Here is a 24027-nt window from a genome sequence, read left to right as displayed (position 1 = left end):
CCCCGCACCGACAGCCAAGCGCGGATCGGATGCGGAGGGAAGGCAGGACTCCGACGGGGTCGGCTCGCCGTCGTCCCTCCTCGCGGGTCATGTGGCATACCATCCATGACCATGGAGCTCATGGCGGGTCCTGTGCTCCGCTCGAAGGTGACGCAGCTGCCGACGCGCGCGTGCACCCACCACCGCTCCCGCATGCTCGAGCCCGCTGATCGGCCGGCCGCGCGGTGCCTCGGCGGGCGCACATCCCTCATGCCCACGTCAGCGTCGATCAGACCGTAGAGGAGAACGAATCGTGCGATCGTCAACCAAGCTCGGTGCGCTGGCTGTCGCCGGCGCGCTCCTGCTGACCGGGTGCGCCACGGGTGCGACCCCGGATGGAGATGCCGCCCCGACCAGCCTCGTCATCGGCAACAACGGCGACGCGATCACCTGGGACCCCGCCGAGATGAAGGAGGGCGCGATCATCCAGTACGCGGAAGCCGTCTACGACCCGCTGCTGAGGAAGACGGCGGACTCGACCATCGAAGGCAACCTCGCCACGGCGTTCACCTACAACGACGAGCTCACCGAGCTCACGCTCGAGCTGCGCGAGGACGTGGTGTTCAGCGACGGCACCCCCTTCGACGCCGATGCGGTCGTCGCCAACATCGATGCGCGCAGAGCCGGGGCCGGGAGCGCTTCGGAGGCGGCCAAGACCATCACCGAGGTCGTCGTGGTCGACGACTTCACCGTGCAGCTCAACCTCGAGGCGCCGAATCCGGGACTGCTCTCGGCGCTGGCCACCTACCTCGGCTTCATGGCCAGCCCCGCCGCCATCGCGGCAGGGACGCTCGGCAGCGAGCCTGTCGGCAGCGGGCCCTACACGCTCGACGCGAGCGAGTCGGAGTCGGCTGTGCGCTACGTCTTCGACGCCGACCCGGACTACTGGAACGCTGAGGCGTACCCGTTCGAGACGATCGAGATCCGCCCGTACGAGGACTTCTCGGCCCGCTACAACGCACTCGCGACCGGCCAGATCCAGTTCATGTACGGCACCTCCGACATGGTGGCGCAGGCCGAGTCGGCCGGCTTCACCGTGCAGACGGTGCCCGGGGAGTGGCAGGGCATCATCATGCAGGACCGCGGGGGCTCCGTGCTCCCGGCGCTGGGCGACGTCCGGGTGCGGCAGGCGTTCAACTACGCGCTCGATCGCGAGGCCATCCTCGAGAGCTACTACAGCGGATTCGGCCAGATCTCGACGCAGACCTTCAACCCTGCGAGCGAGGCCTGGGTCGATGAGCTGAACGATGCCTATCCGTACGACCCCGAGCGGGCACGCGAGCTGCTCGCCGAGGCCGGCTACCCCGATGGCTTCTCGATCCCGATCTCGTACTCGGAGGGCTTCATGTCGCCGCTGGTGCCGATCGTCGCGCAGTACCTCGGCGACATCGGCGTGCAGGTCGAGCAGGTGCCGATCAACGGCTTCTCGGATGGTGGTCTCGAGACCCTCATCGCGCAGCCCGCGTTCATGCTGTCGTTCTCGACGAACATCCCCGCCTGGACCGATGTGCTGAACAAGCTCACCCCGACGGCGCTGTGGAACAGCTTCAGCTACACGGACGAGACCGTGACGCGTCTGCTCGAGGAGATCCCGCGCGCGAGCGGCGATGCGCAGGCGCAGCTCTACCGCGAGCTCAACACCCACCTCGTGGAGGAGGCCTGGTTCGCGCCGATCGTGACGCAGGAGAACGTCTACCTGTCGTCCGAGGACATCGCCGTGACGATGCAGCAGGCGCAGCTCGTCCCGAGCCTCCGCTTCTTCGCACCTGCCAGCTGATCCGGGCGGCGGGGCGGACCACCGATCCGCCCTGCCGCACCCCTGACCGAGGAGCCACCATGTTCCGGTTCATCGCGCGCCGCGCGGCTGCGGGACTGGGCCTGGCCTTCGCCGTGGTGACCGGGATGTTCTTCTTCCTCCATCTCACCGGGACCGACCCCGCGAGGGGCGCGCTGGGCCTCTACGCCACCGAGGCGCAGGTCGAGACCCGCAGGCAGCAGCTCGGCCTCGACCGTCCCGTCGTCGAGCAGTACCTCGACTGGCTGGGTCACGCGCTCCGGGGGGATCTCGGGATGTCGTCGGCCCAGAGCACGCCGGTCATCGACCTGCTCGTCACGAGGCTGCCCGTCACCGTGTCCCTCGCGCTCGGCGCGATCGTCGTCGCCGCGACGGTCGGCGTGCTCCTCGGCCTCGTCGCCGCCATCAAGCCAGGTCGCATCGATCGCCTCCTCCAGGTGGTCATGGTGCTCGGGTTCGCGCTCCCCAACTTCTGGGTGGCGATCATCCTGGCGATCGTGTTCGCGGTGAACCTCGGATGGTTCCCCGCCACCGGGTACATCCACATCGTCGACTCGCCGGGCGGCTGGCTCCTCAGCATCACCCTGCCGGTGGTCGCGCTCGCCATCGGGTCGATCGCCGCGATCGCGCAGCAGCTGCGCAACTCGGTGATCGACGTCTACAGCCAGGACTACATCCGGACCCTGCGCAGCAGAGGGCTCCCGTCGCGGAACATCCTCCTGACCCATGTCCTTCGCAACGCCGCTCCGCCCGCCCTCACCATGCTCTCGCTGCAGTTCATCGCCGCGATGAGCGGCGCCGCGATCATCGAGCGGGTGTTCGGCCTGCAGGGCATCGGATCCGTGGCGATCAATGCCAGCGGCAACAGCGACATCCAGGTGATCATGGGCGTCCTGCTCTTCACCGTGGGCCTCGTCGTGGTCGTCAACCTCGCCGTGGATGTCGCGTACGGCGCGCTCAACCCGAAGGTGCGGAACGCATGACGGCAGCTGCGCAGGCCGCGCCGATCGACGGCATCCGGTTGAGGAGGATCAAGCGGTTCGCTCGCAATCCCATCGGGATGGCGGCCGCCGCGGTGCTCCTGAGCATCCTGCTGCTCGCGGTGTTCGCGAGGCAGCTGGCGCCGTACGACCCGAACCTCATCCAGCTCTCCGAGACCCTGCTGCCGCCGAGCGGTGCGCACCTGCTGGGCACGGATGCCAGCGGACGCGACGTGCTCAGCCGGCTGCTCTGGGGCGCTCAGGTCAGCCTGCAGGCCGGCGCGATCATGATCGGCACCGCCATCCTCTGCGGCGTCCCGACGGGGCTCATAGCGGGGTACTCCTCCCGGTGGTTCGACGGCGTCGCGAGCTGGTGCTCGAACCTGCTGATGTCGCTGCCGGAGATCCTCGTCATCATCGTCGTCATCACCTCGCTCGGCAGCGGACTGACGCCGACGATGGTGACGCTCGGGGTGCTGGCGTCGCCCGACCTGTTCCGCCTCACGCGCAGCGTCGTGGTGAACGTGCGGGACGAGCTCTACGTCGACGCCGCCCGAGTCGCAGGTCTCGGCAGCATGCGCATCATCTTCCGGCACATCCTCTCGGTGGTGCTCGGGCCGCTGCTCGTGCGCGCATCCTTCGTCTTCGGCCTCGCGATCATCGTGCAGTCCGGGCTCGAGTTCCTCGGCTTCGGCGACCCGTCGCGACCCAGCTGGGGCGGCATGCTCAGCGAGGCGTTCCAGACGATCTATCGCGCGCCCGAGCTCGTCCTCGCCCCCGGTGCGGCGATCGGCCTGACCGTGATGGCGCTCGTCGTCCTGGGCGCTGCGCTCGCGGATGCACTGGGCGCCGACCGCGGGGACCGCGCCGCGAAGGCGAAGCAGCCGCGCGCCTCGGCTGCCGGGCGCGCCCAGCTGGTGCTCGATGCCTCGGCGGCGGACGGCGCAGCCGTCTCGCCCGAGGATGCGCTGCTGCGGGTCGAGCACCTCCGGGTGGCCTATCCCGGAGTCGGCGACGCCGAGAAGCCGGTCGTGCGAGGCATCTCGCTGCACGTCGACCGGGGCGAGGTGCTCGGCCTCGTGGGCGAGTCGGGTTCTGGCAAGTCGCAGACGTCGTTCGGCATCCTGGGACTGCTGCCACCGGAGGCGCGAGTCTCCGCCGCGCGCATGGCGCTCGGCGACGTGACCCTCATCGGTGCCACGGACACGCAGCTGCAGGGTCTGCGCGGCACGCGCATGGCCTACGTGCCGCAGGAGCCGATGTCGAACCTCGACCCGTCGTTCACGATCGGCACGCAGCTGACGAAGCCGATGCGCCACAAGCTCGGCATCGGCAAGGCCGAGGCGACGAAGCGAGCGCTCGAGCTCCTCGACCGCGTCGGCATCCCCGACCCGCCCCGCACCATGGCGGCCTACCCCCACCAGCTCAGCGGCGGCATGGCGCAGCGCGTGCTGATCGCCGGAGCCGTGTCGTGCGATCCGGAGCTCCTCATCGCCGACGAACCGACGACGGCACTCGATGTGACGGTGCAGGCCGAGGTGCTGGAGCTGCTGCGCGACCTGCAGCGGGAGCGCAACATGGGCATGATCCTCGTCACGCACAACCTCGGTGTCGTCGCAGACATTTGCGATCGCGTCGCGGTCATGCAGGACGGCGTGATCGTCGAGCAGCGCGGCGTGCGTGAGCTCTTCGCTGCACCCCAGCATCCGTACACCCGCATGCTGCTCGATGCCACGCTCGAGGACGCCCCGCCCCGCTCCGAGCGCCCGGCCGGGACGGAGGCGCTGTGAGCACCGACGCGACGCACGGCGCTGCGCAGCCGCTCCTCGACGTCTCGCACCTCGACGTCGTCTATCAGGCGAGGGGCCTCCGGCGCGCACCGTTCCGCGCGCTCACCGACGTGTCGATCTCCATCGACCGCGGCAGGACGCTCGGGCTGGTCGGGGAATCGGGGTCTGGCAAGACGACACTGGGTCGCGCGATCGTCGGCCTCGTCCCGGTCGAGTCCGGCAGCATCCGGTTCGAGGGCGACGAGATCTCCGCGCTCTCGACACGACGGCGACGGCGGCTGAGCCGCGACATCGGCGTGGTGTTCCAGGACCCGTACTCCTCGCTCAACCCCGCGATGCCGATCGAGGCCATCCTCACGGAGCCGCTGACGGCCCACGGGATGAGCCGCAGGGATGCGTCGAGGCGGGTCGGTGCCCTCCTCGACAGCGTGCAGCTCGCGACGGACTCGGGGCGGCGCCTGCCCCGGGAGTTCTCTGGCGGCCAACGCCAGAGGATCGCGATCGCCCGCGCGCTCGCCCTCGAACCGAAGCTCATCGTGTGCGACGAGCCCGTGAGCGCCCTCGACCTCTCGACCCAGTCGAAGATCCTCGACCTCTTCATCGACATCCAGGACCGGACCGGTGTCTCGTACCTGTTCGTCACGCACGACCTCGCTGTGGTGCGGTACATCAGTCACGACGTCGCGGTCATGCTCGGCGGCGAGATCATCGAGACGGGCAGCGGCGAGACCGTCACCTCCACGCCGTCGCATCCCTACACGCAGAGGCTGCTGCTGGCGTCGCCGGTCCCGGACCCTGATCGCCAGGCCGCGCGACGCGGGGAGTACCTGCGGCTCAGCTGAGGCGGCCTCGCGCGAGCCATGCCGCGCGAGGCCGCCTCAGCGCAGCACGACCGGCAGGCCGTCGACCTCGACCTCGATCTCGATGCCGTCGGCGTCGGCCGCGACGACCTGGAGCGCATCGCGTCCGTCGCCGACATCGACGCCCAGCGCGCTGAGGCGCGCGCTCTCCGCGGCGACGTCGGTCGCGAGCCGCCGGACCGCCAGCAGCTCGAGCGCAGGGATGTCGTCGAGCGCCGGATGCGCCGTGTCGCCCCAGTCGATGAGGAACGGCGGCTGCCGCTCGTCCTCCGGCAGCCCGAGCCGCCACGCGAGCTCGCGGCCGTCGGGCGTGCGTCGGGACAGCGGCACCACCGCGCCGATGCCGGCGCCCGCGGCGGTCGCGCGCTCGACCGTCGCGTCGAGGTCATGGGGTGCGATGGCGAAGCTCACCACAGCGGGCGCCGGCAGCGCGGCGATGCCGAACCGGCCGACCTCGGATGCCGTCCAGCCGCCCTCGGCGTCGGGCCCGATCAGCTCGAGGTACTGCTTGACGCGCCGGCCGCCGCGGGTGAACGCGATGAGCGCGTTCGCCGTGCCGCCCGGGTGGCGGCCGCCGAGCGGGGCGCGCACGCCGGTGCGCCGCTCGACCTCGTCGATCGTCGCGGCGAGGTCGGGGCCGGCCAGCACCACGTGGTCGAGGATCGCGGGCGCGCCCATCAGACGACCTCCGGCTCGCCGAGCGACAGCATCAGCCGGTTCGCCCAGTTGAAGAACGCCGCACCGGCGATCTGGTCGACGATGCCGGCGTCGTCGATGCCTGCGGCGCGCAGCCGCTCGACGGTCTCGGGACCGAAGGCGGCCGGGGTCGCGGTCAGCGCCGCGGAGGCGTCGACGATCGCGTCCCACCGGTCGTCGACGCGCGCGCCCACGCCCTCGTCGAGCAGGCGCTGCACGTCGTCGGTGCCGTCCGAGAGCCGCGACGCGGCCCGCGCGTGGACGGAGGCGCAGAAGACGCAGCCGTTGACGCGCGACGCCGCGGCGGCCGAGAGCTCGCGCTCCCAGCGTGGCAGCCCGCCCGCCTCGTTGCCGAAGATGTCGAGGTCGGTGAGCGTGCGGGCGCGGAGCGCCTCGGGGTCGCGCGCGAGCAGCCGGAAGTAGGGGCTCGACGAGCGCGAGGCCTCGACGAGCGCGTGCCGCTGCACGTCGGTGAGCTCGTCCTCCGGGATGGGCGGCGCCCACGGCGCCCAGCTGAGACCGCGCTGCGTGAAGGCCTCTGGCCGTCGCAGCTCGGGGTGGTCGAGGATCGGGGTGCGGTCGTGCGTGCCGCTCATGCGCGTGCCTCCTGGAGCTCGTGGTGGGTGGGGGTGTCGCCCGCGGCCGGCGTGGCGGCGAGCGTCCGCAGGCCGTGCACGAGGCGCAGCTGGAACGCGAGGAACGCGACGAGCTGGCTCAGCGAGACGATCGCGTCGGCCTCCCAGCCGGCGTCGACGAGCGCGCGGAGCGATGCGGGCCTCGCGTCGCGCGGGTGCAGCACGAGCAGGTGCGCGTGCTCGAGCGCGGCGGCGAGCCGCGCGGGGATCGCCGAGCGGTCGACGACGGCGGCCGGGCCGGGCCGTGCCTCGTCGGCGAGGCCGGGCTCGCGGTAGTCGCCGTAGGGGCCGGATGCCCGTCCCTCGTCGGCCGCGCGCCGCACGGCACGCACGAGGTCGGCATCCGCCTCGTCGCCAAGCAGCTCGAGGTAGAAGGCGGCCGCCCGCGTGGGCGTCGCAGAGCCGTCGTGCAGCAGCGCGACGTAGGCCGCGACCGCGTAGCGGTCGGCAAGCGACAGCCGGCCGGGATCGGCGGGCTCGAGCAGCGCGAGGAAGCTCTGCTGCGCGTGCTCGCGCGCGTCGGGCCTCGCCCGGCGGATCTCGTCGAGCCGGGATCCTGCGGGGATCTCGGCGAGGTGGTCGATGACGTCATGCGACATGGCGCTCCTCCTGCAGTGCGTGCGCGACCTTCCAGCCGAGCGCGGGCGCGACCTCTCGCGCGAACAGCTCGATCGACCGCGCCGCGATGGCGGGGTGCGGATCGACCGAGTGGACCTGGACCGACACCTCGGTGGCACCGGCGGCGACGACGTCGGCGGCGAGCGAGTCGATGACCTCCGCGGGGGTGCCGAGGTGGGTCTCGCTGCGCTCGAGCAGCTCGTCGATCGAGAGCGAGCCGGGCGTCACGCCCTGCAGCTGCGCGAGTTGCCGCCCGATGCCCTGCTCGGCGAGCGCCCGCACCGACCGGCGCTCCGCCGGGTCGACGACGACGACGCTGCGCGAGGCGAGCACGCGCGGCGCGACGCCCGCGGGCAGCGCCTCCAGATAGGCGTCGACGAGCGGCCGCTGCACATCCCAGACTCGTGGCGGCGAGGCGCCGGCGGGCAGGTCGGCGGGTGGCGGCTGCACGCGCGAGAGCATGAGCCCGTCGCCGTGCGCGCCGATGGTGCGCGCGCCCTCGGCCGAGAACGTGGCCTGCCAGATGCGGTCCGCGAGCCCGCGGGCGCGCGGGTAGAGCTCGACGTCGGCGGAGCCGTCGAGCAGCGAGCGCAGCCGCACGAGCTTCGCGTCGTAGATGGCGCGACGGTGCGCGGCGTCCTCGCCGAACGCGCTGAGCGTGCGCGGGCTGCCGCCGGTGCCGAGGCCCAGCTCGACGCGGCCGTCGGCGATCGCGTCGAGCACCGCGGCGTCCTCGGCTGCGCGCGCGGCCTGCTCGTGCGCGAGCGTGAGGATCGCCGTGCCGAGGCGGATGCGCGACGTGCGGGCCGCGGCCGCGGCGAGCAGCACGAACGGGGAGGGCAGGCCGCCCTCGGCGCCGTCGAGGTGGTGCTGGGCGACCCAGGCGGTGCGGTAGCCGAGCTGCTCGGCGAGCGCTACCTGGTCGAGCGCGATGCGGTACCGCTCCGGCGCCGAGGCGTCGTCGAGCACGCGGGTGAAGAATCCGATCGAGGGCGCCATCACGCCACCTCCAGCTGGGGTCGTCGCGGGCCGCGGAGGTCCCGCAGCCAGTCGGGTGCGGGCACCGCGTCGAGCAGCGCCCTCGTGTACTCGTGCTGCGGCTGGCCGAGCACCTGGTGCGCGGTGCCCGTCTCGACCGCCCGGCCGCGCTGCAGCACCGTGACGGTGTCGGCGATGCGACGCACGACCGCGAGGTCGTGGGTGATGAAGAGGTAGGTGAGGCCGAGCTCGCGCTGGAGCTGCTCGAGCAGCTCGAGGATCTGCGACTGCACGGTGACGTCGAGCGCCGAGACCGCCTCGTCGAGCACCACGAGCTCCGGCTCGATGATGAGCGCGCGGGCGATCGCGACCCGCTGCCGCTGTCCGCCCGAGAGCTCGGCAGGCAGCCGGTCGCCGACGTCGGCGGGCAGCGCGACCCGGTCGAGGGCGGTCGCGACGCGGCGGGCGAGCGCCCGGCGGTCGCGCACGCCGCCGTCGGCCGGCCGCCAGTTGCGCAGCGGCTCGCCGATCGTCTGGCCGACGGTGCGGCGCGGGTCGAGCGAGGCGTACGGGTTCTGCGAGACGAGCTGCACGACGCGGCGGAGCCGACGGTCCCGGCGCTCGGCCGGCACGTCGTGCGCGCCGATCCGGATGTCGCCGCTCGACGGGCCGTGGAAGCCCGCCACCGCGCGCCCGATCGTCGTCTTGCCCGAGCCGGACTCGCCGACGAGGGCGTGCGTCGTGCCTCGCTCCACCGCGAACGAGACATCGTCGACGGCGCGGAACGCATCCCGGCCGCGCCCGTACTCGTGCACGAGGCGGTCGACGACGAGGAACGGATCGCCGGGCAGCCGCGGCGGCCTCGGAGACTCGTGGTCGAGCGCGGGCGCGTCGGCGAGCAGCTCGGCCGTGTAGGCGCTCGCCGGCTCGCGCAGCACCTCCCTCGTCGCACCGGCCTCCTCGACGGCACCGGCGCGGAGCACCGCGATGCGGTCGGCGCGCTCGGCCGCGACCGCGAGGTCGTGGGTGATGAGCAGCACGCTCGAGCCGAGCTCGTCGCGCAGGTCGTCGAGCAGGTCGAGGATGCGTCGCTGGACCGTGACGTCGAGCGCGCTCGTCGGCTCGTCGGCGATGATCAGCTCGGGCTCGAGCGCGATCGCGGCGGCGATGAGGGCGCGCTGCCGCATGCCGCCGGAGAGCTCGTGCGGGTACTGCCCGGCACGCCGCTCGGGGTCGTCGAGGCCGACGCGGTCGAGCAGCTCGACGACGCGGCGGCGGATGCGGTCGGGCGTGCCCCAGCGGTGGATGCGCAGCGGCGCGGCGATGGAGGCCCCGATCGTGCGCACGGGGTTGAGCGAGGTGCCTGGGTCCTGCGGGACGAGCGCGATGCGGCGCCCGCGCAGCTCCTGCACCGCACGCGCGGGCAGTCGCGTCAGGTCGAGCGGACCGCCGGCGAGCTGCAGCTCGATCGCGCCGCGGTCGACGCGTCCGCCGGGGGCGAGCAGGCCGATGACGGACTGGCCGATGGTGGTCTTGCCGGAACCGGACTCGCCGACGAGCGCGAGCACCTCGCCGCGGCCGAGCTCAAGGCCGACGCCGTCGACCGCGGTCCGGCGGCCGTGCTCCCGGTGGGCGTGCCCCGCGCGGTACGAGACGGCGAGGTCGGTGATGCGGAGCAGTGGATCGGTCATGCGCTTCTCTCCCTGATGGCGGCGGCGACGCGGTTCGCCGAGAGGACGACGCCGGCGACGACGACGCCGGGCAGGGTGGTGAGCCACCAGGCGGTGGCGACGTAGTCGCGGCTCTCGGCGATGAGCAGGCCCCACTCCGGGATCGGCGGCGGTGCGCCGTAGCCGAGGAAGCCGAGCGTCGAGATCTGCAGGATGGCGCTGCCGAACTGCAGCGCCGCGAGCGCGAGCACCGCCCCGAGCGAGTTCGGCAGCACATGGCGGCCGAGCACGCCGAGGAACGTGCCGCCGGAGCCGAACGCCGCCTCGACGTAGTCGCTGCGGCGCACGCGCACGACCTGCGAGCGGGCGAGCCGGGCGAAGACGGCGATGGAGGTGACGCCCACGGCGATCGCCGCGTTCGCGACGCCGAAGCCGAGCAGCACGATGACGCTCAGCGCGAGGAGCAGCCCGGGGATGGCCAGCAGCACGTCGACGACGCGCATGAGCGCCTCCTCGAGCAGACCGCCGAGCGAGCCGGCGAGCACGCCGATGGCGGTGCCGACGACGAGCCCCACGAGGACGGCGATCGCCGCGCCGGAGAGCGAGTTGCCGGCGCCGAAGATGACGCGCGCGAGCAGGTCGCGGCCGGTCGCGTCGGTGCCGAACGGATGCGCGGCGCTCGGCGCCTGCAGCGCATCCGCGGCGACGCCCGCGATGGGGTCCTGCGCGGTGAACAGCCAGGGCAGCACGGCCCAGGCGAGCGCGACCGCGAGCACCACGACGGCGACCACGAGCGTCGCGGTCGGTCGCGGCCGGGCCGACGGCCGCGCGGTGCGCTCGCCGAGCGCGGCGGTGATCGCGCTCATGCGTGCACCGCCCGGCGGAGGCGCGGGTCGATCGCGGGGGAGACGAGGTCGACGACGAGGTTGATGACGACGAAGCCGACCGCCGAGATGACGACGATCGCCTGCAGCACGGGGATGTCGCGGTTCGCGACCGCCTCCTGCGTCAGCCGGCCGAGCCCGGAGCGGGCGAACACCGTCTCGGTGACGACCGCACCGGCGACGAGCTCGCCGAACAGGACGCCCGCGATCGTGAGGGTCGGCAGCAGCGCGTTGCGCGCCACCTCGCGCGACAGCACCCAGCCGGGGCCGGCGCCGCGCGATCGGGCGACCGCGATGAACGGCTCGGCGACGGTGTCGTCGATGCTGCGGATGAGCACCTGGGCGAGCGGGGCCGCGATCGGCACCGCGATCGTGAGGACGGGCAGGATGAGCGCCTCGGCAGGGCTCGCGTTGATGACGGGCACGAGGCCGAGCCGGAACGAGAGCACCTGCAGCAGCACGATGCCGAGCCAGAACACCGGGATCGAGACGAACAGCGGCGGGAGCGAGCGGAAGCCGCGACGCAGCCATCCGCGGCCGTTCGTCGCGGCCACCGCGATGCCGACGGCGAGCAGCACCGCGACGACGAAGCCGAGCGACGCGAGCAGCAGCGTCGACGGCAGGGCGGCGGCGAGCAGCGTCTCGACGCTCGCGCCGCTCTGCAGCGAGGTGCCGAGGTCGCCGGTCAGGAAGCCGGCGGCCGACTGCCACAGCTGCACCCAGATCGGCTGGTCGGTGCCGTAGACGGCGCGCAGCTCGTCGAGCTGCGCCGCGGTGAGGCCGAGCTCCGGGCTCGCGTACCGGGCGACGATCGCGTCGCCCGGCAGCGCCTGCAGCAGCAGGAAGGCGAGCACGAAGGTCGCGACGACGACGAGCGCGGCCTGACCGGTGCGACGGAGTGCGAAGCGCATCCGGCTCACCCCTCGAGCCACACGCCCGAGAGCGTGGGGCGGCCGACCGACTCGGTCTCGAAGCCGTGCACCTGCGGCTGCACGCCGTAGACCTGCGGCTCCTCGAAGAACGGCAGCACGTAGGCCTGCTCGGTGAGGTGGGCCTGGACGGCGGCGGATGCGGCGGCGCGGGCCTCGGTGTCGGGCTCGGAGGCGACCTGCTGGAGCAGCGCCTCGAGCTCGGCGTCGATGGGCTGGCCGTCCGCGCCCTCGTTCAGCAGCGTGTTGCGGTTGTCGATCGAGAACTGGCTCTTGATGACGTCGAAGTCCGCCCGGCCGACCATCGAGTGGTAGATCTGGATCTGGTCGATGTCGGTCGACGCGGCGGTCTGGGCGGCCTGGTCGCCCTGGAAGAGCTCGAGCTCGACGCCGATCTCGCGCAGCTGCTGCGCGACGAGGGTGATGACGTCGCGGGAGCGGGGCTGGGGGAGCGCCTCGTTGACGACGAGGTGCAGCCGCTGCCCGTCGCGGACGCGGATGCCGTCGGCGCCGACGACCCAGCCGGCGTCGTCGAGCAGCTGCTCGGCGAGGTCGGGGTCGTAGGCGTAGGCGTCCTCCTGCTCGCTGTAGCCGAGCGCGCTGCTCGAGAGCGACGAGGTCGCGAGCGGGTAGGCGTCCGAGAAGATCGACGAGACGACCTCCTCGCGGTCGATGCCGGCGATGAGCGCCCGCCGCACGTCGATGTCCTGCAGCAGCGGGTGGTCGAAGCGGAAGCTGAGCCCGTTGTTGACGCCGTTCGTCTGTGCGGCGTGCAGCGAGAGCCCTGCGCTCGTGACCTGCTCCTCGTGCTGCGGCTCGACCTGGCGCGCGATGTGCGCCTGGCCCGAGGCGAGCGAGCCGATGCGCACGCTGTCCTCAGGAGCGATGACGATGTCGACGGCATCGACGTAGGGACGGCCCTGGTTCTCGGCCGACGGCGGCGCCCACGCGTAGTCCTCGCGGGCGGCCAGGCGGATGCTCGTGCCCACCTCCTCGGACTCGACCGTGAAGGGGCCGGCGCCGATGATGTCGGCGGCGTTGCCCGGGCCGAAGCCCTCGGAGTCGCGCTCGAGCGTCGCGTCGGCGAGCAGGCCGGAGTTGATGGTCGACACCGCCTGCGCGAACCCGGGCGCCGGGGCGCGGAAGTGGAAGCGGACGGTGTCGTCGTCGACGACCTCGCCGCGCTCGTAGTTGTTGACGGCCTCCGAGACGATGAGCGCGCGGTCCTGGTCGCCGAGCCCGAACAGGTCGAGGTTGGCGACGACGTTCTCGGCGGTCAGCGGCGTGCCGTCGGAGTACGTCACGTCGGTGCGGATGTCGAAGGTGTACTCCGTCGCGTCGTCGTTGACCTCCGGGAGCGCGGTGGCGATCCAGGGCTCGAGCTCGAGCGTCTCGGGGTCCTGGTGCAGCAGCCGTGCGGTGAGGTTGTTCACGAGCGCGCCGTTGGGGTAGAAGCCCGCGGCCGGCGGGTAGAGCGTCGTGTAGGCCTGGTGCTCGAGGTAGGTGAGCGTGCCGCCGGTGACGGGGCCATCGCTCGCGGCGCCCGGTGCCGCCGCCTCGCCCGCGGCGCACGCCGTCAGGGCCATCGTCGAGGCGACGCCGGCTGCGACGGCGAGTCGGACGGACGGCCGTCGGCGGAGCGGTGTGCGCTGGGGGGTGGTGTGGATCACGATGGACCTCCATAAGCGGTGCTTGGTGCTGGCACAAGCAAAGCCGATCACGGAGGCCGGTCGCACCTCGCGGCGCAACATGACGTCACACAGGCTGGGAGCGGGTCACACAGGCTGGGAGCGGGTCACGCAGGCTGGGAGGGTCACTCCAAGGCGGCGAGGAGCGCGAGCGCGTAGGCGACCTCGACGTCGGGGTCGCGGAAGCGCCCGTCGACCGTCCGCACGACCCAACCGTCGCCGGCCTCGAGCGCGAGCAGGCGGTCGCCGACCAGCTCGCGCAGCTGGTCCTCGCGCGGCAGCCACAGCGCGTCGTCGAGGCTCACGGAGTCGAGCGCCCACTCCGTGGTGCCGTTGAAGCCGAGCACGGGCTGCCCCTGGATGACGTGGACGTCGATCGTGAGGTGGCTGATCCAGAACACGTCGCCGGCCACGCTCTCGCGGTCGATCGTGAAGCGGTCGCCGGGCGCGGGCTCCCACAGCACGCCGGCATCGCGGACGCGGCGGGCGAGCGCGAGGGTGAGCATCAGGCGTCCCGCAGCATCACGAGGCTCGCACCGGGTGGCGCGGCTTGATGCGCTCGTTCACGAACCGCCCGATCGAGTCGGCGGTGAGCAGCGCCTCGAACACGGCGCGCGGCACCATGCCGTAGACGTAGGTGTCGCCGCTCACGAACCGGACGGTGAGCTCGTTGCGCGCGGGATCGAAGCCGACCGCGTCGACGCTCGACGACTCCACGTGCTGCATCCGCGGCATGCGCCAACGGTAGCCCTGTCGGCCGCCTCGGCGCACGGCAGCCGTCACGCGAGCGCGGCGGGCCGCCTCCACGACGCCGGCGAGGCCTTCGTCCATCTCGGCAAGGGAGAATGGCGGAGGCGAAGCGCATGCTTCACCCCGTCGCCACCGCTGCACCTGGTGCAACAACCCCTGAGGAGCTCCCATGTCGGTCGGCCTGCTCGCCGTCGTCGATGACATACTCTCTGCCGCCCTCAAGGCGAGCGCGAAGACCGCCGGCGTCGTCATCGACGACGCCGCCGTCACCCCGCAGTACGTGCAGGGGCTCAGCCCGGCACGCGAGCTGCCGGTGGTCTGGCGGATCGCGCGAGGAAGCCTGCTCAACAAGTTCCTCATCATCATCCCGCTCGCGCTCCTCCTCTCGGCGTTCGCACCCTGGGTGCTGCCGTACCTGCTCATCGTGGGTGGGACGTACCTGTGCTTCGAGGGCGCCGAGAAGGTCATGGAGTGGTTCGGCTTCCATCACGCCGCCGAGGAGACCGAGGTGCGCGACGAGAAGAAGCTGGTGTCGGGCGCCGTCCGCACCGACCTCATCCTCTCCACCGAGATCATGCTCATCTCGCTCGCGAGCCTCGACCCGGACCTCGGCATCTGGATGACCCTCGCGGCACTCGTGGTGATCGGCCTCGGGATGACCGCGATCGTCTATGGCGCCGTCGCCCTGCTGGTCAAGATCGACGACGTCGGGCTGCACCTCATGGTCAAGGAGGCGCCGGCGGCGCGCGCCCTGGGTGCACGCATCGTCCGGTCCATGCCGGTCGTGTTCAAGGTCATCAGCGTCGTCGGAACGGTCGCCATGCTGTGGGTCGGCGGGCACCTCGTGATCGCCAACCTCGCCGAGACGATCTGGCACGCCCCCTACGACCTGCTCCACGCGGTGACGGACGCGGTCGACGCAGCAGGCCCGGTCATCGTCTGGCTCGCCGACACCGCCGTGTCCGCCGTGCTCGGGTTCGTGCTCGGCATCGTCGTCGTCGGGATCGTGCTCGGTGTCGCCCGCCTCCTCAAGCGGAAGGCGCCGGTCGGCACCGCGCACTGACGTGCGGCTCGCGGCGCTCGTCCACGATCCGGCCGATCGAGTCGGCGTCGAGGAGGGCGTCGAGGACCGCGAGCCGCACGCCGCTCATCGCACGGCGACTGCCGCGCGGGCGCGGCGGGCCGCCTCGACGAGGTTGCCGAGGCTCTCGACCGTCTCGGCGTAGCCGCGCGTCTTGAGCCCGCAGTCGGGGTTGACCCACAGCAGCCGGTCCGGGATCGCCCGAGTCGCGGTCTCCAGCAGCTCGTCGAGCTCTGCGGCCGCCGGGACGCGGGGGGAGTGGATGTCGTAGACGCCCGGACCGATGCCGCGACCGAAGCCGTGCTCGGCGAGCGCGTCGACGACCTCCATCTTCGAGCGGGCCGCCTCGATGCTCGTGACGTCGGCGTCGAGGCCGTCGATCGCGTCGACGACGGTGTTGAACTCCGAGTAGCAGAGGTGCGTGTGGATCTGCGTGGCGGGCGCGGCCGCGGCGGTCGCGAGCCGGAACGCGCCGACGGACCAGTCCAGGTAGGCGGGCCGCGCCTCGCGCCGCAGCGGCAGCAGCTCGCGCAGGGCCGGCTCGTCGACCTGCACGATCCGGATGCCGGCCGCCTCGAGGTCGGCGATCTCGTCGGCGAGCGCGAGCGCCACCTGGTCGGCCGTCTCGCCGAGCGGCTGGTCGTCGCGCACGAACGACCACGCGAGGATCGTCACGGGTCCCGTGAGCATGCCCTTCACGGGCCGGTCGGTGAGCGACTGCGCGAAGGCGATCCACTCGACCGTGAACGCCTCCGGCCGCGCCACGTCGCCCCACAGGATCGACGGCCGCGTCGCGCGCGAGCCGTAGGACTGCACCCAGCCGTGCTGCGTCGGCGCGAAGCCGTCGAAGTGCTCGGCGAAGTACTGCACCATGTCGTTGCGCTCCGGCTCGCCGTGCACGAGCACGTCGAGGCCGAGCTCCTCCTGCAGCGCGACGACGCGGCGCACCTCGTCGCGCAGCACCTCGGTGTAGCCGGCGTCGTCGAGCTCGCCGCGCGCGTTGCGCGCCCGGGCGGTGCGGATGTCGCCCGTCTGCGGGAAGGAGCCGATCGTGGTCGTCGGCAGCGGCGGCAGGTCGAGCGCGACCCGCTGCTGCGCGGCCCGATCGGCGTAGGGGCTGCGCGTGCGGGCGTCGGCGGGCAGCGCGGCCAGGCGCTCGCGCACCGTGCCGTCGCGCACGCCAGGCGCCGCGTGCCGGTCGTCGATGGCCGCGCGCGAGGCGGCGAACGCGGCCTCGTCGACGTCGCCCGCGAGCGCGGCGGCGAGCGCCGCGACCTCCGCGACCTTCTGGTCGGCGAAGGCGAGCCACGACCGCAGCCGCGGCTCGAGCGCCTCCTCGGCGTCGAGGTCGTGGGGCACGTGCAGCAGCGTCGTGCTCGTGCCGACCGAGACGGGACCGCGCTCGGCGAGCGCGCGCAGCGCCTCGCGCGCGGCGTCGAGGTCGGTGCGCCAGACGTTGCGGCCGTGCACGACGCCGGCGACGAGCTGCACGCCGTCGGTCGCGGGGGCGGTGCCGCGCACGAGGTCGACGGCGAGCGCGTCGACCGCGTCGGCGAGCGGCTCGACCCGGCCGGCCGCGTCGCCGTGGCCGACGTGCAGCAGTACGCGCAGTCCGGCCGCCCGCGCGGCCTCGATGCCGGCGCGCGCGATGGCCTGCAGCTCGGCGAGCGTCGCGTCCTCGTGGTCGGCGACGAGCGCCGGCTCGTCGAACTGGATCCAGGTGGCGCCCGCGGCGGCGAGCGCGGCGGCGAGCGCCGCGTAGGCGGGCACGAGCCGGTCGGCGAGGTCGAGCGGGCGGACTCCGGTGCCCTTGGCGAGCGCGAGGTAGGTCGCGGGGCCGACGACGACCGGCCGCGCGTGCACGCCGGCCTCGCCGGCCTCGACGAAGCGATCGACGATGCGCGTGTCCGCGAGCGAGAAGGTCGACGCGGCGTCGAGCTCCGGCACGAGGTAGTGGTAGTTCGAGTCGAGCCACTTCGTCATCTCGAGCGGCACGTCGTCGCCGGCGCCGCGCGCGAGCAGCCACTCGCCGGCGAGGCCGGACGGCAGCCGCCCGCGCAGGCGGGCGGGCACCGCGCCGAAGGTCAGGGTCGCATCCAGCACGTGGTCGTAGTGCGCCCCCTCGACCGGGATCGAGGCGTCGTCGGCGAGCAGGCCGAGCGCGACGAGCCGCTGCAGGTCAGCGACCCGGTTGGCGCGGGCCGCCTCGTGGAAGGCGGCGTCGTCGATCGCGCCGCGCCAGTGCGACTCGAGCGCGCGCTTCAGCTCGCGACGGCGGCCGATGCGCGGGTAGCCGAGGATCGTGCCGCCGGGGAAGGCGGGGGTGGTGGTGGTCATGGTGCTCCGGTCGGGGTGGGGGCGGTGAGGGGGAGGGCGCCGACGCCGGCGAGGACGTCGATCGCCGGGCGGTGGTCGTTGAACGTGTAGAGGTGCACGGCGCCCGGGTCGTGCTCGGCGAGCGCGCCGATGAGGGCGACCGCGGCGTCGACGCCGAGCCGGCGCGCGTCCTCGGGGCTCGCGGCCTCGAGCCGCTCCGCGAGCACGCGGGGCACGCCCTCGCCCGCGAGCTCGGCCGAGCGGATGAGCCGCCGGACCGTCGTCGGCACGACGACGCCGGGCACGATCGGGATCGTCACGCCGCGGGAGCGGGCGAGCTCGACGAAGCGCGCGTAGTCGTAGGGGTCGAAGAACAGCTGCGTGATGGCCATCGTCGCCCCGGCCGACTGCTTCGCGAGCAGCGCGTCGACGTCGCTGCGCCGGGTGCCCGCGCCCGGGTGGCCGTTGGGGAACGCCGCGACGGCGATCTCGGTCGCCGCACGGCGAGCACCGAGGGCGGCGCCCCGCCGCTCGCCGAGGATCGGGGCGCGGAGCCCTGGCAGCGGCGTCTCGGCGTACGGCATCCGCTCGGCCTCGACGCGGCCGATGAGCTGCACGAGCTCGGCGGCGGAGGCGAGCGTGCGCCTGGGGCGGACGGCGCCGCCCTGCAGCGGGTCGCCCCGCAGCGCGAGGAACTTCGTGATGCCGGCGTCGAGGAACTGCCGCACGAGCCTGCCGGTCTCGTCGACCTCGAGGCCCGCGCACGTCAGGTGCGCCATGGGGCTGGCGCCCCCGTCGAGCAGGCGCTGCAGCACGTCGAGCGAGTGCGAGGTCGAGGTGCCGGCGGCACCGAACGTGACCGAGACGAACTCCGGCTCGAGCGCGGCGAAGGCGTCGACGGCGGCCTCGACGCGCAGCCTCGCGGCCTCGTCGCGCGGCGGGTAGAGCTCGAACGAGTAGCGCAGCCGGCTCACGGGTACACCGCCTCGAGCTGCGCGGCGGCCGAGCGCCGCGTCCCGGTGCGCTCGCCTGCCGCGAGCACCGCGTCCAGCGCCTGCTCGAGGTCCGCCACGATGTCGTCGACGAGCTCGATGCCCACCGAGATGCGCACGAGCCCCTCCGTGATGCCGAGCTCGGCGCGCTCCGCGTCGTCGAGCTTGCCGTGGATGGTGCTGCCGGTGTGGATCGCGAGCGTGCGCACGTCGCCGATGTGGGTCATCTGGCTGACGAGCCGCAGGCCGTCGAGGAACGTGCGCGCCGCGTCCCTGCCCCCCGCGAGGTCGATCGAGACGATCGAGCCCGCGCCGTCGGGAAGCAGCCGGGCGACGCGCTCCGACTGGCCGTCGGCGCGGCCGGGGTAGTGCACGCGCGCGACGGCGGGGTGGCCCTGCAGCGCGTCGGCCACGGCCACCGCGTTCGCGACGTGCCGCTCCATCCGCAGCGACAGCGTCTCGATGCCGTGCAGCAGCAGGAACGCGCTCGAGGGCGGCACGGTCGGGCCGTGCTCGAGCACGACGACCGAGCGCAGGTAGGCGCTGTAGGCCGCGCCGCCGAAGCGCTCGGCGAACGACGGGGCGCCGTGCGGGCGGGGCTCGTGCAGGTGCGGGAAGCGGGCGGCCGCGGCCGTCCAGTCGAAGCCGCCGCCGTCGACGATCGCGCCGCCGATGACCGAGCCGTGGCCGCCGAGCCACTTGGAGGTCGAGTGGATGACCACGGCCGCGCCGTGCTCGATGGGCCGGCACAGGTACGGGGTCGCCACCGTGTTGTCGACCACGAGCGGCACGCCGGTGCGCGCCGACACGCGGCCGAGCAGCGCGAGGTCGACGACCTCGCCGAGCGGGTTCGCGATCGACTCGGCGTAGATCGCGCGGGTGCTCGGCCGCACGGCGGCGACCCAGGCGTCCTCGTCGGCATCGATCGGCAGCGCCTCGAACTCGAGGCCCTGCCGGCGCAGCGCGCCGCGGATCATCTCGCGCGTGCCCTCGTAGAGGCGGTCGGTGGTGAGGATGTGGTCGCCCGCCTGCGCGAGCGCGCTGAGCGCCATCGCGATCGCGGCCTGGCCGCTCGCGACGAGCACGCCGTCGACCCCGCCCTCCAGGTCGGCGATGCGCCGCGCCGCAACGACGTTCGTGGGGTTGTCGTTGCGCGAGTAGGCGCGGCGGGCGCTGCGGCCGGCGAAGCGCTCGACCCCGTCGTCGAAGCTGTCGAAGACGTAGCCGGCGCTCTGGTAGATCGGCGTGACCCGCGCGCCGGCCTCGGCGTCGACGATCGCGCCGGCGTGCACCTGCCGGGTCTCGAAGCCGAGCCCGCTCATCGTGCCACCCCCGCGGGCACGAGCGCCGTCGCGATGCGGTCGACCGCCTCCTCGAGCACGGGGGCGGGCGTCGCGAAGACGAGCCGCACGTGGTCGTCGAAGCCCGTCCCGCAGAGCGATCCGTCGGTGAGCGCCACGCCCGCGCGCTCGAGCACCAGCGACGCCGGCGAGCCGGCGCCGCGGTCGAGGTCGAGCGCGCCGAGGTCGAGCCAGGCGAGGTAGGTGGCCTCCGGTGGCCGCCACCGCACGGCCGGCAGCCGATCGGCGACGAGCGCGGCGAGCAGGTCGCGGCTGCGCTGCAGGTAGGCGATCGCGCCCTCGAGCCACGCGCCGCCGTCGCGGTAGGCGGCGGTCGCGGCGATGACGCCGAGGGTGGACGCGCCGTGCACGACCGCGAAGCCGAAGCGGCGGTAGACAGCTTCGTCCGCGTCGTTCGAGGTGATGAGCTGCGCGGCCTTGAGGCCGGGCACGTTCCAGGCCTTCGAGGCGCTCGTGCCGGTGATGGTGTGCGCGGCGGCGGCCTCGGAGACGGAGGCGTAGGGCACGTGCCCGCGACCGTCGAAGCGGATCGGGGCGTGGATCTCGTCGGCGAAGACGCGCCCGCCGTGGCGCTCGACGAGCAGGGCGATCGCCTCGAGCTCCTCGCGCGGCAGCACCGTGCCGGTGGGGTTGTGCGGGTTGCAGAGCACGAGCGTGCCGGCGCCCGCGGCGAACGCGCGGTCGATCCCGTCGAGGTCGTGCTGCCAGCGGCCGTCCACGACGACGCCGGGCACCTCCACCACCCGGCGGCCCAGGCGCTCGAGGTAGGTGAGGAACGGCATGTAGGCGGGCGTCGGCACGATCACGGCGGAGCCAGCGGGGGAGTACTCCTCGACGGCGACGCCGAGCGCGGCCATGACGTCGGAGACCGCGTGCACGCGCTCCGGGTCGACGAGCCAGCCGTGCTCCCTGGCCTGCCACGCCGCGGCGGCCTCGCCGAGCTCCGCGGCCGTCGAGGGGGAGAGGTAGCCCAGCACGTCATCGGCGATGGCGCGGCCGAGCGCCTCGCGCACCGCCGGGGCCGTGCCGAAGTCCATCTCGGCGACCCAGGCGCCGATCGTGCCGGGGTGCAGGCTCCACTTGCGGCTCGACGGCCGCTCGAGGTCGACCCTGCGGATCGCGTCCCACGCGTGCTCGTCGCGACCGTGCCCGTCCATGCTGCTCCCTCCGTCGTGCTGACGGAGCCAGATAAGCAGGGGCGCGGGGGCGAAGCCCAGCACGCCGGTAACACGGCGACATGCGGGGTCAGTCCCCGCGGCTCGCCCCCCGGCGGGCAGCCCACGCGATGATCCACAGCCCGACGACGGCCGCGGCGCACGCGATGCTCGCCCACAGCCCGGCCGTTGCCGAGACGACGACCTCGAAGATGAAGCTCGTCACGCCGATCACGAGGATCGACACGACCGCGAGCGTGGCGATGAGCAGCACGTTGCAGAAGCGCACGATCTGCTGCTTCATGCTGCGCTGGAAGTGCAGGCGGTGCACGAGCACGGGCGTGAGCCCGAGCAGGGTCGCGAGCGCCGCGATCGCGACGAGCACGAGGTAGTGCTGGATCTCATCCGCGTCGAGGTCCTCGAACCGCGACTGGAAGGCGACGGCGAGCAGGAAGCCCGAGATGAGCTGCGTGCCGGTGAGCACGACCCGCAGCTCCTGCAGGATGTCGGAGAAGTTGCGGTCGGCGCGCTCCTCGGGCGTCTCGTTGCGGCCGCTCGCAGCGGCCGACGCTCCGCTGGTGGCTTCGTGCCTCGCACCCTCGCTCACATCCGGCATCCTGTCATGGCCGTCAGTGGTCGCGCAGGCGCTCGATGAGCTCCGCCTTCTTCAGCTTCGAGGTGCCCTCGATGCCGAGCTCCTTCGCGCGGTCGCGCAGCTCGGGCACGGTGCGGTCCTCGTACCGCTCGGCGTCGCCGCCGCGCTCGCCGACCTTCGACCGGCCGTCCCTGGCCGCGGCGTTGGCGATGCGCGCCGCCTTCTCCGACGAGTTGCCCTCGCTCTTCAGCTTCTCGTACAGCTCCTCGTCCTTGATGCTCGGGTTCGGCATCAGAAGCCCCGACCGCCGGTCACCGGCACGACGGCGCCGGAGACGTACGAGGCCTCCTCGCTCGCGAGGTAGACGTAGGCGCCGGCGAGCTCGACGGGCTGCCCGGCTCGGCCGAGCGGCGTGTCCTGGCCGAACTGCTCGACCTTCTCGTCGGGGAAGTCGGTGGCGGGGATGAGCGGCGTCCAGATCGGGCCCGGCGCGACCGCGTTCACGCGGATGCCGCGCTCGCCCAGCTCCTGCGCGAGCGCCTCGGTGTACGCGACGAGCGCGGCCTTCGTCATCGCGTAGTCGAGCAGCCCGGGGGAGGGCTCCTGCGCCTGGATCGACGTCGTCGAGATGATGGATGCGCCCGGCCCCATGTGCGGGACGGCCTCGCGGGCCAGCACGATCGCGGCGACGAGGTTCGTGCGGAAGACGCGGTCGACCTCGGCGACCTGCATGTGCTCGATGCCGTCGCGCTGGCGCTGGTAGGCGGCGTTGTTCACGAGCACGTCGATCCCGCCGAGCTGCTCGACGGCGCCGGCGACGGCGTCGATGCAGGACTGCTCCTCGGTGAGGTCGAGCGCCATCGCGTGGAAGCGGCGGCCGGCCTCCTCGACGAGCCTGCCCGTCTCGGCGGCGTCCTCCGCCTCCTCCGGCAGGTGGACGATGGCGACGTCGGCGCCCTCGCGGGCGAAGGCGACCGCGACGGCGCGGCCGATGCCGCTGTCGCCGCCGGTGATGAGCGCGCGGCGACCCTGCAGGCGCCCGCGGCCGGTCCAGCTCGACTCGCCGTGGTCGGGGGCAGGGTCCATCGGCTCGGTCAGGCCCGGCTGCTCGGGCTGCTGCTGCGTCGGGAACTCGTCAGCGTGGTGCTTCGTGCGGGGGTCCTGGTCGGTCATGCTCTGACGCTCCTCCGTGAGTGGGTTCGGGTCGTGCCTGGTTGTACCCCGAACCTACGCGCGGTCGGCTGAGCGTCACCTCCCGGCTGGGTGCGGGAACGGCGAGCAGCGCGATGCCGACCGCCACGACCGCGAGCCCGGCCCAGCCGACTGCCGTTGGCCGCTCACCGACCACGAGCACTGCGAGCAGGGTCGCCACCACGGGCTCCGCGAGCGCCAGGGTCGTCGCGCTCGACGACGTGAGCGCGCGCAGCGCGTAGCCGAACAGGAGGTAGGCGAGCGCCATCGGCACGAGCGCGAGGTAGGCGATCGTCGCGCCGCCCTGGAGCGAGACGAGCGGGCCGAGCCCGACGACGGCGAGCCACGCGAGGCACGCGAGCCCGCCGGTGAGGAAGAGCGCGCCCATCGCGCCGGTCGCGGTCGCACCGCCGGCGATGAGCCGCGCGCCCGCGAAGGCGTAGAGGGCGTAGCCGAAGCCGGCCAGGAGCGCGAGGCCGACCCCGGCGGGGCCGGCGGATGCATCCGCCGCGGCGCCGCCGTGCCCGCCGAGCGACAGCAGCACGATGCCGACGACGGCGACGCCCGTCGCGATCGCCCAGCGCTCGTCGGGGCGACGGCGGTCGACCGCCCACTCGAGCAGCGCGGCGAAGATCGGGCCGGAGCCGAGCGCGACGACGTTGCCGACGGCGACGCCGGCGAGCGTCATCGACGGGTAGTACGCCGATGGGTACAGCACCACGCCGACCGCACCCGCGAGCAGCCAGCCGAGGTGCGCGCGGCGGCGCAGCACCGCGAGCACCCGCCGCAGCGAGATGGCCGCGAGCACGAGGCCGCCGATGCCGAAGGTGGCGAGGCCGATCGCGAGCGGCGAGGCGCCGGCCGGCGCGAAGTGCGCGACGGTGCCGGTCGTGCCCCACAGCACGGCGGCGAGCAGCACGGCGATCGCGTGCGCCGGGCGCGCTGCGCCCGAGCTCGTGTCGGTCCGGGTCGGCATGGCTCGATCCTACGAACAGCGGTCGAGCCGGCGGACAGCGGCAGGGGCG

Annotated in this window: 23 protein-coding genes; 5 read left to right on the top strand and 18 right to left on the bottom strand. The window is 73.3% G+C overall.

Annotated features, from left to right (window positions below):
* Window positions 1-292 precede the first annotated feature (292 nt).
* Genes ABIB37_RS12895 through ABIB37_RS12880 form a run of 4 tightly spaced genes read left to right on the top strand, consistent with a single transcriptional unit; the run spans window position 293 to window position 5446 of the window.
* On the top strand, window positions 293-1816 hold the full coding sequence (locus ABIB37_RS12895; protein WP_354260983.1) for an ABC transporter substrate-binding protein: 1524 nt from the start codon (window positions 293-295) through the stop codon (window positions 1814-1816).
* A gap of 59 nt (window positions 1817-1875) precedes the next feature.
* Window positions 1876-2817 carry an ABC transporter permease gene (locus ABIB37_RS12890; protein WP_354260982.1) on the top strand — a complete coding sequence of 314 codons (942 nt, stop codon included), beginning with the start codon at window positions 1876-1878 and terminating at the stop codon, window positions 2815-2817.
* Window positions 2814-4604 carry an ATP-binding cassette domain-containing protein gene (locus ABIB37_RS12885; RefSeq protein WP_354260980.1) on the top strand — a complete coding sequence of 597 codons (1791 nt, stop codon included), beginning with the start codon at window positions 2814-2816 and terminating at the stop codon, window positions 4602-4604. The genes ABIB37_RS12890 and ABIB37_RS12885 overlap by 4 nt, the downstream gene beginning before the upstream one ends.
* On the top strand, window positions 4601-5446 hold the full coding sequence (locus tag ABIB37_RS12880) for an ATP-binding cassette domain-containing protein (protein ID WP_354260978.1): 846 nt from the start codon (window positions 4601-4603) through the stop codon (window positions 5444-5446). Before ABIB37_RS12885 ends, ABIB37_RS12880 begins: the two co-directional genes overlap by 4 nt.
* 36 nt (window positions 5447-5482) lie before the next feature.
* Here ABIB37_RS12880 and ABIB37_RS12875 read toward each other — a convergent pair whose 3' ends face one another.
* From ABIB37_RS12875 to ABIB37_RS12830, 10 genes are all read right to left on the bottom strand, one after another.
* Complete coding sequence (locus tag ABIB37_RS12875; RefSeq protein ID WP_354260976.1) at window positions 5483-6142, bottom strand: VOC family protein; 660 nt, start codon at window positions 6140-6142, stop codon at window positions 5483-5485.
* Window positions 6142-6756, bottom strand: coding sequence for an alkylhydroperoxidase domain protein (locus ABIB37_RS12870; protein WP_354260974.1), 615 nt, complete (start codon window positions 6754-6756; stop codon window positions 6142-6144). The genes ABIB37_RS12875 and ABIB37_RS12870 overlap by 1 nt, the downstream gene beginning before the upstream one ends.
* Window positions 6753-7394 carry a CMD domain protein gene (locus ABIB37_RS12865; protein ID WP_354260972.1) on the bottom strand — a complete coding sequence of 214 codons (642 nt, stop codon included), beginning with the start codon at window positions 7392-7394 and terminating at the stop codon, window positions 6753-6755. Before ABIB37_RS12865 ends, ABIB37_RS12870 begins: the two co-directional genes overlap by 4 nt.
* Window positions 7384-8412: an LLM class flavin-dependent oxidoreductase gene (locus tag ABIB37_RS12860; RefSeq protein ID WP_354260970.1), complete on the bottom strand. Its 1029-nt coding sequence runs from the start codon at window positions 8410-8412 to the stop codon at window positions 7384-7386. Before ABIB37_RS12860 ends, ABIB37_RS12865 begins: the two co-directional genes overlap by 11 nt.
* Window positions 8412-10082, bottom strand: a complete 1671-nt coding sequence (locus ABIB37_RS12855) for a dipeptide ABC transporter ATP-binding protein (protein WP_354260968.1) — start codon at window positions 10080-10082, stop codon at window positions 8412-8414. Before ABIB37_RS12855 ends, ABIB37_RS12860 begins: the two co-directional genes overlap by 1 nt.
* Window positions 10079-10927, bottom strand: coding sequence for an ABC transporter permease (locus tag ABIB37_RS12850; RefSeq protein WP_354260966.1), 849 nt, complete (start codon window positions 10925-10927; stop codon window positions 10079-10081). Before ABIB37_RS12850 ends, ABIB37_RS12855 begins: the two co-directional genes overlap by 4 nt.
* Window positions 10924-11856: an ABC transporter permease gene (locus ABIB37_RS12845; protein ID WP_354260964.1), complete on the bottom strand. Its 933-nt coding sequence runs from the start codon at window positions 11854-11856 to the stop codon at window positions 10924-10926. Before ABIB37_RS12845 ends, ABIB37_RS12850 begins: the two co-directional genes overlap by 4 nt.
* Before the next feature lie 5 nt (window positions 11857-11861).
* Entirely contained in the window at window positions 11862-13460 is a 1599-nt protein-coding gene (locus tag ABIB37_RS12840; RefSeq protein ID WP_354261624.1) for a TIGR04028 family ABC transporter substrate-binding protein, read from the bottom strand.
* 227 nt (window positions 13461-13687) lie between these two features.
* Window positions 13688-14068, bottom strand: coding sequence for a hypothetical protein (locus tag ABIB37_RS12835; RefSeq protein ID WP_354260962.1), 381 nt, complete (start codon window positions 14066-14068; stop codon window positions 13688-13690).
* Window positions 14069-14084: 16 nt separating this feature from the next.
* On the bottom strand, window positions 14085-14297 hold the full coding sequence (locus ABIB37_RS12830) for a KTSC domain-containing protein (RefSeq protein ID WP_354260960.1): 213 nt from the start codon (window positions 14295-14297) through the stop codon (window positions 14085-14087).
* Between the two features lie 184 nt (window positions 14298-14481).
* On the opposite strand from ABIB37_RS12830, the gene ABIB37_RS12825 reads away from it, so the two are divergent.
* Window positions 14482-15375: a DUF808 domain-containing protein gene (locus ABIB37_RS12825; RefSeq protein ID WP_354260958.1), complete on the top strand. Its 894-nt coding sequence runs from the start codon at window positions 14482-14484 to the stop codon at window positions 15373-15375.
* Between the two features lie 84 nt (window positions 15376-15459).
* Here ABIB37_RS12825 and metE read toward each other — a convergent pair whose 3' ends face one another.
* From metE to ABIB37_RS12785, 8 genes are all read right to left on the bottom strand, one after another.
* Entirely contained in the window at window positions 15460-17730 is a 2271-nt protein-coding gene (metE, locus tag ABIB37_RS12820) for a 5-methyltetrahydropteroyltriglutamate--homocysteine S-methyltransferase (protein WP_354260956.1), read from the bottom strand.
* The gene (locus tag ABIB37_RS12815) at window positions 17727-18683 is read right to left on the bottom strand and encodes a methylenetetrahydrofolate reductase (protein ID WP_354260954.1); all 957 of its coding nucleotides are present in this window, start codon (window positions 18681-18683) and stop codon (window positions 17727-17729) included. The genes metE and ABIB37_RS12815 overlap by 4 nt, the downstream gene beginning before the upstream one ends.
* Window positions 18680-20023: an O-acetylhomoserine aminocarboxypropyltransferase/cysteine synthase family protein gene (locus ABIB37_RS12810; RefSeq protein WP_354260952.1), complete on the bottom strand. Its 1344-nt coding sequence runs from the start codon at window positions 20021-20023 to the stop codon at window positions 18680-18682. Before ABIB37_RS12810 ends, ABIB37_RS12815 begins: the two co-directional genes overlap by 4 nt.
* Window positions 20020-21219, bottom strand: a complete 1200-nt coding sequence (locus ABIB37_RS12805) for a MalY/PatB family protein (RefSeq protein ID WP_354260950.1) — start codon at window positions 21217-21219, stop codon at window positions 20020-20022. The genes ABIB37_RS12810 and ABIB37_RS12805 overlap by 4 nt, the downstream gene beginning before the upstream one ends.
* 88 nt (window positions 21220-21307) lie before the next feature.
* Window positions 21308-21823 carry a DUF6328 family protein gene (locus tag ABIB37_RS12800; RefSeq protein ID WP_354260948.1) on the bottom strand — a complete coding sequence of 172 codons (516 nt, stop codon included), beginning with the start codon at window positions 21821-21823 and terminating at the stop codon, window positions 21308-21310.
* Window positions 21824-21845: 22 nt separating this feature from the next.
* Window positions 21846-22103 carry a DUF7218 family protein gene (locus ABIB37_RS12795; RefSeq protein ID WP_354260946.1) on the bottom strand — a complete coding sequence of 86 codons (258 nt, stop codon included), beginning with the start codon at window positions 22101-22103 and terminating at the stop codon, window positions 21846-21848.
* A complete protein-coding gene (locus ABIB37_RS12790) occupies window positions 22103-22984 on the bottom strand; it encodes an SDR family oxidoreductase (RefSeq protein WP_354260944.1) in 882 nt (293 codons plus the stop codon). The genes ABIB37_RS12795 and ABIB37_RS12790 overlap by 1 nt, the downstream gene beginning before the upstream one ends.
* Window positions 22947-23978 carry a DMT family transporter gene (locus tag ABIB37_RS12785; protein WP_354260942.1) on the bottom strand — a complete coding sequence of 344 codons (1032 nt, stop codon included), beginning with the start codon at window positions 23976-23978 and terminating at the stop codon, window positions 22947-22949. Before ABIB37_RS12785 ends, ABIB37_RS12790 begins: the two co-directional genes overlap by 38 nt.
* Window positions 23979-24027: the final 49 nt, after the last annotated feature.

Origin of the sequence: Agrococcus sp. UYP10, assembly GCF_040547205.1 — a bacterium.
Taxonomy (GTDB): Bacteria; Actinomycetota; Actinomycetes; order Actinomycetales; family Microbacteriaceae; genus Agrococcus; species Agrococcus jenensis.
The sequence above is the reverse complement of the archived record's forward strand: the minus strand, read 5'-3'. Positions and strand labels throughout refer to the sequence as shown.